This is a genomic window from Halorhodospira sp. M38, from assembly GCF_022227985.1.
Taxonomy (GTDB): domain Bacteria; phylum Pseudomonadota; class Gammaproteobacteria; order Nitrococcales; family Halorhodospiraceae; genus Halorhodospira; species Halorhodospira halophila_A.
Genome location: NZ_JAJNQP010000005.1, coordinates 148,001 through 160,285 on the forward strand (window position 1 = coordinate 148,001; position 12,285 = coordinate 160,285).

Consider the following 12,285-nt stretch of genomic DNA (forward strand, 5'->3'; position numbering starts at 1 on the left):
TTACTCCCCTCTCAGGCTCGCTCCGAACTGTTGCTGCAGGCGGGAAACCACCCCCGCCATGACGTCATCGACGTCGCGATCCGTAAGCGTGCGCGAATAATCCTGTAAAATCAAGCCCATGGCAACGCTTTTCTGGCCTTCAGGGACCCCTTTGCCCCGGTAGACGTCGAACAGTCGGCTGCCGACGGCGTACGTCCCGGCCGCATCGCGGGCGGTGCGAAGCAACGCCCCGGCGGGCACGTTATCGTCGACGAGTACCGCCAGGTCACGCCGGATCGACGGATACCGCGAGATGGGCTGGAAACGCGGCAGCGCGGCGCGGCTGAGCGCCTCAAGCGTGATCTCGAAGAGCACGGGGGCGCCGTGGAGCTCCAAGGCGTCGGCGTGCTCCGGGTGCAGGGTCCCGAGCCAGCCGACCGGGCTGTCGTCACGCAGGATCCGCGCGCACTGACCCGGATGCAGGGCCACGTGCTGTGCCGGCTCGAAGGTGAACGAGGCGGGCTCGCCGGTCTGGGCGATCAGTGCCTCGAGGTCCGCCTTGACGTCGAAGAAATCCACCGACCGCCGCGGTGCATCCCACTGCTCGGCGTAACGGGGGCCGGCGGCCACGCCGGCGAGCATCGGTGTCTGGGCCAGGTCGTCGAGGTGGCCGCGGAAGGTGCGCCCGCACTCGAACAGCCGGACCCGTTCGTGTTGGCGGTGCTGATTGCGCTGCGCAGCCATCAGCAGGCCGGGCCAGAGCGAGGTGCGCATCACCGCCAGCTCTGCCGACAGCGGGTTGGCCAGCGGCAGCCCCTCGGCCTCGGGGTCGAGGCGCTGCTGGAGCTGCGGATCGACGAAGGCGTAATTAATGGCCTCGAAGTAGCCACGCTCGACCAGCGTCGTGCGCAGGGGCCGGTCGTCGAGCTGCTGCTCTGGGGCCGCGGCTACGTGCAGCGGCGCGCGCAGGGGGCGTTCGGGGACGTTGTCGAAGCCGTAGAGGCGGGCCACCTCCTCAATGAGGTCCACCTCGCGCTCCATGTCGAAGCGCCAGCTCGGCGGCTGGACGCGCCAGCCAGCCTCAGTGGATTCCGGGCACGTGCCCAGGCGCTGGAGCATGCCGCTGACCTGTTGCTCTTCGATGGACCAGCCGAGCAGGCCTTCAAGGCGCTCGCGGCGCAGTTCGATGGGCGCGCGGCGGGGCAGGGCGTCGGCGGCCACGACCTCGTTGATCGGCCCTGGGCGGCCGCCACAGATGCTCAGCACCAGCTGCGTGGCGCGCTCGCTGGCGGCACGGGGCGTCTCGAAGTCCACGCCGCGCTCGAACCGGTGGGAGGAGTCGGTGTGCAGGCCGTAACGTCGGGCCCGACCGGCGATGGTGGCCGGATGGAAATGGGCTGCTTCGAGGAAGATGCTGGTGGTCGCGTCGCCCACGGCGGTGGTCTCGCCACCCATCACGCCGGCGAAGGCCACCGGACCGGAGGCATCGGCGATGACCAGCACGCCGTCGTCGAGCTCCACCTGCTCGCCGCCGAGCAGCGTCAGCGTCTCGCCGGCGCGCGCGCGACGGGCGGTCACCGGCGGGCTCAGGCGGTCGAGGTCGAAGGCGTGCAGCGGTTGCCCGTACTCGAGCATCACATAGTTGGTGATATCCACCAGCGCCGAGACGCTCCGGATCCCGGCGCGGCGCAGACGCTCGCGCATCCAGATCGGTGTGGGCGCCTGCGGATCGACATCGCGGATCACCCGGCCGGTGTAGCGCGGGCAGTCCGCCTCGGCCTCCAGGGTGATCGGCAGTTGCTCGTCGCAGGCCGCCGGCACGGCCTGCGGCTCGGCGGTGTGCATCTCGGCCCCGGTGCGTGCCGCCACGTCCCGCGCGATCCCGATCATGCCCAGGCAATCTGCGCGGTTCGGTGTGAGGTCGATCTCGAGGACGGTGTCATCCAGCGCCAGGGCCTGGCGCAGATCGCTCCCGGGGGCGAGGCTCTCGGGCAGCTCCAGCAGCCCGTCGGCCTCGTCGCTCAGGCCCAACTCGCTGGCCGAGCAGAGCATGCCCGCCGAGGCTACGCCGCGCACCTCGGCGGCCTGGACCTGCAGGCCGCCCGGGAGCTCCGCGCCGGCACGCGCCAGCGGCGCGCTCAGGCCGGGGCGCGCGTTCGGGGCGCCACAGACGATCTCCAGCTGCTCGCCGCCGGCGTCCACGTCGCAGACTTGGAGGCGGTCGGCCTCGGGGTGGGGCCGGCAGTCGACGATCGAGCCGACCACCACACCAGTGAAGGCCGGGGCGGCGGGCTCGATGGCATCCACCTCGAGGCCGGCCATGGTCAGTGCCTCGGCCAGCGCCTCGGTCGAGAGCGACGGGTTCACCCACTCGCGCAGCCACTGCTCACTTACACGCATGGTTCACCGGAATTGCCCGAGGAAGCGCAGATCGTTGTCGAAGAACAGGCGCAGATCGTCCACGCCGTAGCGGAGCATGGCCAGGCGCTCGACGCCCATGCCGAAGGCGTACCCGGTCCACTGCTCGGCGTCGATGCCGGCGTGCTCGAAGACCGCCGGATGAACCATGCCGCAGCCGAGCACCTCCAGCCAGCCGGAGTGCTTGCACACCCGGCAGCCATCGCCGCCGCAGATCACGCACTCGACGTCGACCTCGGCCGAGGGTTCGGTGAACGGGAAGTACGATGGCCGAAAGCGCACGGCGACCGGGCGCTCGAAGAAGGCGTTGAGGAACTCGTGGAGGACGCCCTTGAGATCCGCCAGGCTGACATCGCGATCGACCAGCAGCCCCTCGACCTGGTGGAACATCGGGGTGTGGGTGAGATCGGAGTCGCAGCGGTAGACCCGTCCCGGGGCTACGACGCGGATGGGCACGCCGTCGCGCTCCATCACGCGAATCTGCACCGGGGAGGTGTGCGTGCGCAGCAGCCGTGTGGCGTCGAAGTAGAACGTGTCATGCATCGCCCGCGCCGGATGGTGAGCGGGGATGTTCAGCGCCTCGAAGTTGTGCCGGTCGTCCTCGACCTCCGGCCCGTCGGCGGCGTGGAAACCGGCACCGGCGAAGATCGCGGAGATACGCTCGAGGGTGCGGGTGACCGGATGGAAGCCGCCGCGCTCGGTGCCGCGGCCGGGTAGGGTGACATCGATCCGCTCGGCGGCCAGACGCTGCTCGAGAGCGGCTCGCTCAAGTTCGGCGCGCCGGGCCTCGATACGCTGACTGACGCGCTCCTTGGCGGCATTGATGGCCGCACCGGCCTCGGGCCGCTGCTCAGCGGGCAGTTGACCGAGACCCTTGAGCAGGGCGGTCAGCCTGCCTTTCTTGCCGAGATAGGCGACCCGGACCTGATCCAGACCCGCCAGGTCAGAGGCGCCGTCTACGGCGTCCTCTGCCTCCCGGGTCAGCGCGTTGAGTTCGTCCTGGTAGTCGGCACCCATGCCCTGGCGAGCCGCCCTCAGTTGCTGAGGGCGCCCTGGGCACGCTCGGCCAGCGCCGCGAAGGACTGCGGCTCGTGGACGGCCAGGTCAGCCAGCTGCTTGCGGTCGACCTCGATGCCGGCCTGCTGCAGGCCGTTCATCAGGCGGCTGTAGGACAGGCCGTGCTGACGCGCTGCCGCATTGATGCGCTGGATCCACAGGCTGCGGAACTCGCGCTTGCGCAGGCGGCGGTGGGCGTACGCGTACTGCCCGGACTTGATCACCTGCTGGCGGGCGATGCGGAAGGCGCTGCCCCGCATGCCGTAGTAGCCCTTGGCAGCCTTGAGAACCTTCTTGTGCTTGGCGCGGTTGGTGACGCCCCGCTTGACTCGTGACATGGAAGAACGCTCCCGTGTTTACTTGGCGACCATGCGCCGGACCATCGGCGCATCGCTCGCGTGGACCTCAGTCAGCTCGCGCAGACGGCGCTTCCGCTTCGGGTCCTTCTTGGTCAGGATGTGGCTGTGGTTGGAGCGCGCGCGGGTGATCCGGCCGGAGGCCTTCACCTTGAAGCGCTTCGCTGCGCCACGGTTGGTCTTGAGCTTGGGCATGACTGCCTCCCCCTCATCACAAAAAGAAGCGAGCGCGCCGCCTGACTAGCGGTACGCGCCCGCAGCGTGGTTCGAAACCTTACTTGCCCTTGCGCGGGCTCATCATCATGACCATCAGCCGCCCTTCCATTCGCGGCCGCTGGTCCACGGTACCGACATCGCTGAGCTCTTCCTCGAGCCGGTCCAGCAGGCGCTTGCCGAGCTCTTGGTGCGCCATCTCCCGGCCGCGGAAGCGGATCGTCACCTTCGCCTTGTCGCCTTCCTCGAGGAACCGGCGCAGGTTGCGAAGCTTGACCTGGAAGTCGCCCTCGTCCGTGCCCGGACGGAACTTGACCTCCTTGACCTGAATCTGCTTTTGCTTCTTGCGCGCCGCCTGCTGCTTCTTACTCTGCTCGAACTTGAACTTGCCGTAGTCCATGGCACGGCAGACCGGCGGGTCCGCGTTGCCATCGATTTCCACAAGATCGAGTCCCTCGTTTTCGGCTTGCGCAAGGGCGTCTTCGGTGGGCAGCACGCCGACCTGTTCGCCGTCCGAACCGATCAGCCGTACCTGCGGTACCGTGATCTGCTCGTTGATCCGGCGATTGTCGCCGCTGCTGCTGCCACCGCGCCCGCGTTTCGGTCTCGTTGCGATCCTTTAACCCTCCTGTTGGCGCCCGCGTCCCGCGATGTCGTCGCTGAGTCGCGTCACGAGCTCTTCGAGTTCCATGGAGCCGAGATCGGTGCCGTCGCGATGGCGCACGGCAACCGTTCCGTTGTCCAGCTCCCGGTCCCCGAGAACCAGCATGTAGGGGACCTTCTGCAACGTATGCTCGCGGATTTTATAGCCGATCTTCTCGTTCCTCAAGTCGGCCTCGACGCGGAAACCGGATTCCAGTAGCTGTTTCTCCACCGCCCGGGCGTAGTCGGCCTGGCGGTCGGTGATGTTGAGCACCACCGCTTGGACCGGCGCCAGCCAGGTGGGCAGGGCGCCGCCGTAGTGCTCGATCAGGATGCCGATGAACCGCTCCAGGGAGCCGAGGATCGCCCGGTGGAGCATCACCGGCGTACGCCGCTCGCCGTCGTCGTCGACGAACTGCGCGCCCAGCCGGCCCGGCATGGAGAAGTCCACCTGGATGGTGCCCAGCTGCCAGACGCGCTCCAGACAGTCGCGCAGGGAGAACTCGATCTTCGGCCCGTAGAAGGCCCCTTCGCCGGGCTGCAGGGTATAGTCGAGCCCGTGCGTTTCCAGCGCCGTGGCCAGCGCCGACTCGGCCTTGTCCCAGAGCGCATCGTCGCCGACCCGCTCGTCCGGGCGGGTGGACAGGGCGATGAGCACATCGTCGAAACCGAAGTCCCGGTAGGCGCGGTAGACCAGATCGATGAAGGTGCGGACCTCCTCCTGGATCTGGTTCTCGGTGCAGAAGATGTGGGCATCGTCCTGGACGAAGCCGCGTACCCGCATGAGCCCGTGCAGCGTGCCCGAGGGCTCGTTGCGGTGGCAGGAGCCGAACTCCGCCAGGCGCAGCGGCAGGTCCCGGTAGCTCTTCAGGCCCTGCTTGAAGACCTCCACGTGGCACGGGCAGTTCATCGGCTTGACCGCGTAATCCCGCGACTCGGACTCGGTCACGAACATGTTCTCGGCGAACATCGCCCAGTGACCGGAGCGCTCCCACAGGCTGCGATCCACGAGCATCGGGGTGTGGATCTCCTGGTAGCCGTTCTCACGCATCAGCCGGCGGATGTATTCCTGGACCTCCAGATAGAGGCGCCAGCCGCGCGGGTGCCAGAACACCATCCCCGGCGACTCCTCCTGGACGTGGAAGAGGTCCTGGGTCCGGCCCAGCCGCCGGTGGTCGCGCCGCTCGGCCTCGGCCAGGCGATCCAGGTACGCCTTGAGCTGCTTGCGGTCCGGCCAGGCTGTGCCGTAGACGCGCTGGAGCATCTCGTTGTTCTGATCGCCACGCCAGTAGGCGCCGGCCACCTTGGTCAGCTTGAACGCCTTGAGCTTGCCGGTGCTCGGCACGTGGGGGCCGCGGCAGAGATCGGCGAAATCGCCCTGGCGGTAGACGGTGATGGTCTCGCCCTCGGGCAGGTCGTCGATGATCTGCGCCTTGTAGGTCTCGCCCTGCTCCAGGAAGAACTGCCGGGCGGCTTCCCGGTCCCAGATCTCGCGTTCGACGGGGTGGTCGGCCTCGGCCAGCTCGCTCATGCGCTGTTCGATCGCTTCCAGCTCGTCTTCCGAGAGGGAGTGCTCACCAGCGAAGTCGTAGTAGAAGCCGTTGTCCACCGTCGGCCCGATGGTCACCTGCATCTCCGGGTGGAGCTGCTTCACCGCCTGCGCCATCAGGTGGGCGGTGGAGTGGCGGATCACGTCGAGCCCGTCCGGGTCGTTGGCGGTGACGATCTCCACGCGCGCATCGTGCTCGATGGGGCGGTCGAGATCGACCAGTTCACCGTCGATGCGGCCGACGATGGCGTCCTTGGCCAGCTTGCGGCCGATGGACTCGGCGATCTCGCGGGTGGTGACCGGGTGATCGAACTGCTTGACGGAGCCGTCGGGGAGGGTGATGGCGGGCATGGCTGAGCCTCCACAGTGGTGACCGATACGAGGGGCCACGTGCATGAACGACTGCGCCCGGTGCGATAAACCCTGCATCCAGGGGTCGCGACCGGGCGCAATGCGACGATTCTGGTAGGCGCGAGTGGACTCGAACCACCGACCTCCACCATGTCAAGGTGGCGCTCTAACCAGCTGAGCTACGCGCCTGTTGTCTACATTTGGGCATTCTACAAGCTCCCGGACTCATGTCAACAGATCGTGCAACTATCTGAACTTAAAGGATCCTTTTGTTGCCCTGAGCACTGCGTAGGCATAGGGGCAAAGGGGGCGGCCCGGGTCACGTAGCCCCCAAAAACCTTTCTTTTAGTGAGGTTGGGCCCATCTGGGGCCCAAAGTGGGCCCGAGCTGAGCCCTGGGCCTTAGGCCGGACGGCTAGGGCGACTGAAACTGTGAGCACCACCTTAAGAAGGGCCCTCGTCCTCTTCCGAGGCCTCCGGGTCGTCCGGCACGTACTCCACAAGGTCTCCCACCTGGCAGCCGAAGTAGCGGCATAGCCGCTCCAGAACATCGGTCGTGGTGTTGTAGCCCCGTGGGCCAGACATCTTGGACAGCACGGTCCTATTGATCCCTGTCTCCGTGGCGATCTCGCTCAAGGTTATCCGGCGCCCTAGCTCGAACTCTCGGTCCGAGATCCTTTCCCGCAGTCGGAACCTGATCACAGCCCCTCTCCCGGTGTGCTTGTATGGCTCTTTAGTGCTTGACAGGCACCAAAGGCGTAGTAAGGTGTTCCCTGTAGGCACAAACGAGGGCTAAGACGATGCAGCAGTATACCTACCTCTCGGCAAGGCAGCTATCCGAGCGCATCCCCTACTGCGCGCGCTACATCAACGAGGTCCTGAGGGATCGCGAGTTCATAGAGGGGGTTCACTACATCCGCCCCTTCAACGGGCGTCGCGTGGTGTACCTGTGGGAGCCGATCGAGGAGCTGATGCTGGGCCCGAGCCAGGTCGCACAGCAGGGGATTCCGATGGTGTCTGGGGGGATTTGCCATGGCTAGCGTGAGAGAGCGCAAGGGCTACCTGTTCTTCGACTTCAGGTACAAGGGGGTGCGGTGTCGCGAGTACACCCGGCTCAAGGATACCCGCGCCAACCGCAAGCGCATGGAGCAGGTCCTGCGCAAGATCGAGGCGGAGATCGAGCTAGGGACGTTCGACTACGCGGCGTACTTCCCGAGCAGCCCCCGAGTCAACAAGTTCGCGGCGGCGTCGCAGGAGAGTGCTTCCTCGGTGCAGGCCGTCACCGCCGGGCGGACTGCTGAGGCTGGAGAGGAGACGCCGAGCTTCTCGGCCTTTGTGGAGGAGTGGCTGCACCAGTATGAGGTGACCTGGAAGCCGTCCTATCAGGACAAGGTCCGGGACATCCTCAACAAGCACCTGCTGCCGGCCTTCGGGCAGAAGAGGGTCGGCGACTTCACGAAGGGAGAGCTCCTCGACTATCGCGCCAAGCTCGCCAAAGCACCAAGCGATAGCCAGAGGAGGGCCCTGTCGCCGAGTCGCGTGAACCAGGTCATGGCGCTCTTGCGACAGATCCTTGCGGAAGCCGCCGACCGTTACGAAGTTACCAATCCTGCTGAGGCGATCAAGCCGTTGCGCCAGGGGCGGACCGAGATCGATCCGCTGTCGCTCGAGGAGGTGAAGCGCTTCCTCGAGACGGTCGACCCCACCTACCGGGAGTACTTCCTGGTGCGCTTCTTCACCGGTCTGCGGACCTCGGAGATCGACGGCCTGCGCTGGCGCTACGTCGACCTGGAGCGCAAGCAGATCCATGTCCGGGAGACCCTGGTGAAGGGGCGGCACGCCGAGTCCACCAAGACGACGGCCTCGGAGCGCTACATCGACATGAGCAGCCAGGTCGAGGCCGCCCTGCGCAAGCAGTACGAGCGCACCGGCGGTGACGAGCGGGCCTTCGTCTTCCAGTCCCCCAAGGGTGGGCCGATCCAGTACAACAACCTCTCCAATCGCGTCTGGTATCCCACCCTCGAGGCGGCGGGCCTGCGCCGGCGCCGGCCGTACCAGACCCGGCATACCGCCGCCACGCTCTGGCTCGCCTCGGGGGAGTCGCCGGAGTGGATCGCCCGGCAGATGGGGCACAGCGACACGAAGATGCTCTTCACCGTGTACTCGCGCTACGTGCCGAACCTCACCCGGCGCGACGGCTCGGCGATCGAGCGGCTTCTCGCCGCGGAGCTGGGGCCGGCCGAGACGGCCGGCATGGTCCTGGGCGACGACGATGAGGAGGAGGCCTGATGCGGATGACTCAGCTCCAGGCCCCGGGGTACGAGGCCTATGTGGTGCCGGAGGTGATCGAGCAGATGGCGCAGATCCTGCTCGACACTTTCGCCGGCGAGGATGCGGAGCGCTTGCGGGAAGTCGTAGAGGCGCGACCGGGGCAGCCGCTGCAGGCCGCCGTTGAGGACTGGCTGCTCCGGCAGCTCGACCTGGAGGACCGGGCCGTCGCGGAGGCCCTGTTCCGGCTGCTCGTGGACCGGCTGCAGCGCCGGGTGGAGTCGGTGACGTGACCCTGGTCCTCAGTGCGCCCACCGGGCCCTATGTCACCTGGACGGGCGAGTACCGCGTCGCCCGGGTGGTGCCCCGGGCCGCGCTCCACGGCCTGCATGCGATCGACCTCGAGGACTGCTCGGGGCGGATCGAGGTCCTCTACCGGGCGCCGACGGGTGGGGGTACGACATCCAGGCCGCCCCAGAAGCGGGATGTGGTGCGGGTCACGGTGACCCGCGCCCAGGCCGCCCACGGCGGGTGGTACAACCGCGTGGAGGCGCTCGAGCCGATCGAGACGTACTCGACGCTCCAGCTGCTGCCCCACCGCCTCTGCCCGGAGCCTGGGCTGCTCTACCGGCTGTACTGCGTGATGCGCAGTGAGATCGAGCGTCCGGCCCTGTGGCGATTCCTGGACCGGGTCTTCGCCGAACCTAGGCGGGCGCGGGCGTTCGTCAGGCGCGCGGCGAGCCGGGACTGCCACCACACCGAGCCGGGCGGTCTGCTCCGGCACTCCCTGGAGCTGGTGGAGAAGCTCCGGCTGATCATCCAAGACTGCGACGACCTGACCCGGCAGTGCGTGCTCCTCGGCGCGCTGCTCCACGACCTGGGGAAGGTGGCTCCGGATGTGCTCGGCCGCACGCCCTACTGGCCGCGGGAGCACGCCCTGATGAACAAGCCGCTGCTGGACGGGGAGCTTTGCCGACTGCGCGAGGAGGACCTCCAGGCGTGGCAGATGCTGCACTTTGTCTTCAACGTCATCGATGGCAGCGTCGACGGCAGCCGCGTTCCCGAGGCGAGGCTGATCGTCGAGCTAGACCGCTATAGCGCCGGGCTGGATGCCCGTCGCCGTGCCTTCGAGGAGAGCCCGGCGTGGCGCCAGATCGGGGTGCTTCGGCCGGGGGCGGGCGGTCCCGCCCGGATCTTCTACCGGCCTGCGCCGGAGGATGCTCGTCTGGGGGAGGGCTGACGGTGGCGAAGTCCAGCACCGAACGTCAGCGTGCGTACCGCCCCCGCGCCGGACGGCCCACGGGGGCGCGGGCGAGCGCCGTCTCAATACCTGGGTTCGTGGGGGGGTGACGAAGCGATCAGTCCCTTGGTAGCTTTAAGGTTATAGCGTTGGGAGGGAACCACGCGCTTAGCGCCAGGGATAAGGGGATGCCGGTCCGCGCGAGCTATGAGGAAGGCGGCGAGAGCCTCGTGCTGAGGGTGCCTTCTTACTTCGACTTCAGCGTGCATGAGGCCTTCCGGGCGGCATACTGGCGACTCCCCACAAGTCCTCTGGACGTGATCAGGGGGGTCGCCTGACCCCGAGCGCCGCCGCTCGGACCTTCTGGAAGACCTGGGCCATGTCCTCGATGCGCTGCAGCCCGCGCCAGATGGTCTGCGCACCGGGCTCGCGCTTGCGGTCCTGGTAGCCGCCAAGCCGGGCGATGAGGTGCATCGCCTGATAGAGCGTCGGCTCGTCCTCCGGCCCTGGGTCCCAAGAGACGTCCATGCGCACCAGCAGCGCCTTCCACTCGTCCGGCTCGAGTATGGCACTGGCTGGGGTCTGCGGCCGCTCCCGCCCCCACTTGGTGAGCCAGAAGGTGCGCCAGGCGACGACCATGTCGATGGCCAGCGCCGTCTCCAGGCGGTCGGCATCGCCGAGGTTGCGCTCCTGGACCCGGCAGCCGGACTTGAGCGTGCGGTGATAGACCTCGATCTGCCAGCGGGTGGCGTACCACTCGAGCCGCTCGCAGGCGGCCTCGGCCGTCGTGGTGGGCACCGTGGTCAGCAGCGTCCACTTGAGACCATCGACGCCTTCGGGCGGGTTGATCTCCTTCGCCTGGACGACATCGAGCTCCACGGTCCCGAGGCGGCGTTTGTTCTTCGGCGGCTGGAGGGTCACCCGCTCGTAGCGCACCGCCAGGCGTGCGATGCGCCCCGGCTGGTTGTGGCGCTGCGGGACGTTGAGCTCGACCTCGGCGTCGGGCGCCCGGGCCTCGAGATGCGCGTCGATCTTCGCCCCGCTGCCGGCGAGCCGGCGATCCTGCCTGGCTCGTACCAGCGCATCCGCGGCCTCGGCCGGACGCGCGGCGAGCAGCAGCTCGTAGATGTCGCTCTCGCGATCGCCGACGCTGACCACGCGGGTGCTGGGCAGCTGCTCCTGGAGCCGGCTCGCCGCGTGGTGACTGTCCAGCCACTTGCCGGATTCCTTGTTGTCGAGGTTGCGATCGTCGCCGGCGAGTCGGCGCAGGCCGTGGTCCTCGCAGTGCCGGGCCCAGGCCTGTACATCGATCAGCCCAAGGGGTGTGCCCTCGGTGCTGAAGGCCATGGTGTCGTGGACAATCAGCCCCTGCGCCCCGTCGGCTCGGCTGCCGATCGGCCCGAGCCCCTCGGTGATCGTCGGGGCCGAGTAGTTGAGCGTGGTGGTGTCCTGTACGGCCAACACGACATCGTGGTGCCGGCAGCGCCCGGCACTGGCCTGCGCGTGCGAACGGATCAGCTGCTGCATGCTCGCCCTCGGATTCGCCAGAAACCGATAGGCTGCCTTCGTGCGCGCTCGTGTGCCACAGGCCTCGGGTGTATCGGCCTGGCTGTGCGCGGCGAAGTCACGGGCGACGGTGATCAGCCGCTCGTGCAGGCGCCGGTCGCCGCAGCGGGCGTGGGCGAACTCGTGACGGGCCCAATCGTCGATGGGCAGCTCGGCATGCGGTGGCCCGCTCCCGCCGAGCTGCCGGCGCCAGTCCCGACGCAACGGGTAGAGGTAGATCGCCTTCGGGCTGCGTGGGCGCTCACCGGCGATGTCGTTGCGTCCCCGCCCTTGGGTATCACCGACATAGCGCCAGTTCGCCGCCCGGTAGCAGCCGCCGCGATGGCGGGCGCGATCGACGAAGGTCTCGACGAGCACCGGCGCCTCGCCGTAGCGCGTCGCCCAGTCTTGCGGCAGGCGCCGCAGGGTCCTCGCCAGCAGGTGCGAGGCGAGCTCCGGGACTTGGATATCGGAGCGGATCAGAAACCGGCTGTTGCAGACGACGCGCTGGAGCTGCGCCTCGCGCTGCTCCGGGCTCCAGCCGATGAAGGCATCCCGCGGCTGCAGCCGCCAGGCCGCGGCACTGAACGAGAACGCGGCGATGTCACCATAGCGGCTACTGCGCACCAGGTAGCGCAGGCGCCGGCCCACCAAGGGGCCTGCGCCGAG

At 68.0% G+C, this 12,285-nt stretch carries 12 protein-coding genes and 1 tRNA gene; 4 read left to right on the forward strand and 9 right to left on the reverse strand.

Annotation, left to right across the window (positions count from 1 at the left end; translation table 11 throughout):
* From pheT to LRA98_RS05430, 8 genes are all read right to left on the reverse strand, one after another.
* Complete coding sequence (gene pheT / locus LRA98_RS05395) at positions 1 to 2,379, reverse strand: phenylalanine--tRNA ligase subunit beta (protein WP_238633609.1); 2,379 nt, start codon at positions 2,377 to 2,379, stop codon at positions 1 to 3.
* A 3-nt stretch (positions 2,380 to 2,382) separates the two neighbouring features.
* A complete protein-coding gene (pheS, locus tag LRA98_RS05400; protein ID WP_201168246.1) occupies positions 2,383 to 3,414 on the reverse strand; it encodes a phenylalanine--tRNA ligase subunit alpha in 1,032 nt (343 codons plus the stop codon).
* 17 nt (positions 3,415 to 3,431) lie between these two features.
* Positions 3,432 to 3,791, reverse strand: coding sequence for a 50S ribosomal protein L20 (gene rplT, locus LRA98_RS05405; protein WP_011813241.1), 360 nt, complete (start codon positions 3,789 to 3,791; stop codon positions 3,432 to 3,434).
* Positions 3,792 to 3,809: 18 nt separating this feature from the next.
* Positions 3,810 to 4,004: a 50S ribosomal protein L35 gene (rpmI, locus tag LRA98_RS05410; protein WP_201168244.1), complete on the reverse strand. Its 195-nt coding sequence runs from the start codon at positions 4,002 to 4,004 to the stop codon at positions 3,810 to 3,812.
* Positions 4,005 to 4,083: 79 nt separating this feature from the next.
* A complete protein-coding gene (gene infC, locus LRA98_RS05415) occupies positions 4,084 to 4,638 on the reverse strand; it encodes a translation initiation factor IF-3 (protein ID WP_238633616.1) in 555 nt (184 codons plus the stop codon).
* Positions 4,639 to 4,641: 3 nt separating this feature from the next.
* A complete protein-coding gene (gene thrS / locus LRA98_RS05420; protein ID WP_238633610.1) occupies positions 4,642 to 6,564 on the reverse strand; it encodes a threonine--tRNA ligase in 1,923 nt (640 codons plus the stop codon).
* Positions 6,565 to 6,676: 112 nt separating this feature from the next.
* A tRNA-Val gene (locus tag LRA98_RS05425) sits at positions 6,677 to 6,753 on the reverse strand.
* Positions 6,754 to 7,007: 254 nt separating this feature from the next.
* On the reverse strand, positions 7,008 to 7,346 hold the full coding sequence (locus LRA98_RS05430; protein WP_338018547.1) for a helix-turn-helix domain-containing protein: 339 nt from the start codon (positions 7,344 to 7,346) through the stop codon (positions 7,008 to 7,010).
* 17 nt (positions 7,347 to 7,363) lie between these two features.
* Between LRA98_RS05430 and LRA98_RS05435 the strand changes: the two genes are divergently transcribed.
* Genes LRA98_RS05435 through LRA98_RS05450 form a run of 4 tightly spaced genes read left to right on the forward strand, consistent with a single transcriptional unit; the run spans position 7,364 to position 10,071 of the window.
* Positions 7,364 to 7,603 carry a hypothetical protein gene (locus LRA98_RS05435; protein WP_238633612.1) on the forward strand — a complete coding sequence of 80 codons (240 nt, stop codon included), beginning with the start codon at positions 7,364 to 7,366 and terminating at the stop codon, positions 7,601 to 7,603.
* On the forward strand, positions 7,596 to 8,852 hold the full coding sequence (locus LRA98_RS05440) for a site-specific integrase (protein ID WP_238633613.1): 1,257 nt from the start codon (positions 7,596 to 7,598) through the stop codon (positions 8,850 to 8,852). The genes LRA98_RS05435 and LRA98_RS05440 overlap by 8 nt, the downstream gene beginning before the upstream one ends.
* On the forward strand, positions 8,852 to 9,124 hold the full coding sequence (locus tag LRA98_RS05445) for a hypothetical protein (RefSeq protein ID WP_207190275.1): 273 nt from the start codon (positions 8,852 to 8,854) through the stop codon (positions 9,122 to 9,124). Before LRA98_RS05440 ends, LRA98_RS05445 begins: the two co-directional genes overlap by 1 nt.
* Positions 9,121 to 10,071 (forward strand): HD domain-containing protein, encoded by a 951-nt coding sequence (locus tag LRA98_RS05450; protein ID WP_238633614.1) that lies wholly within the window; start codon positions 9,121 to 9,123, stop codon positions 10,069 to 10,071. The genes LRA98_RS05445 and LRA98_RS05450 overlap by 4 nt, the downstream gene beginning before the upstream one ends.
* A 321-nt stretch (positions 10,072 to 10,392) precedes the next feature.
* On the opposite strand, the gene LRA98_RS05455 is transcribed toward LRA98_RS05450, so the two are convergent.
* On the reverse strand, positions 10,393 to 12,285 hold a 1,893-nt coding region (locus LRA98_RS05455), incomplete at its 5' end, for an IS4 family transposase (RefSeq protein ID WP_238633615.1).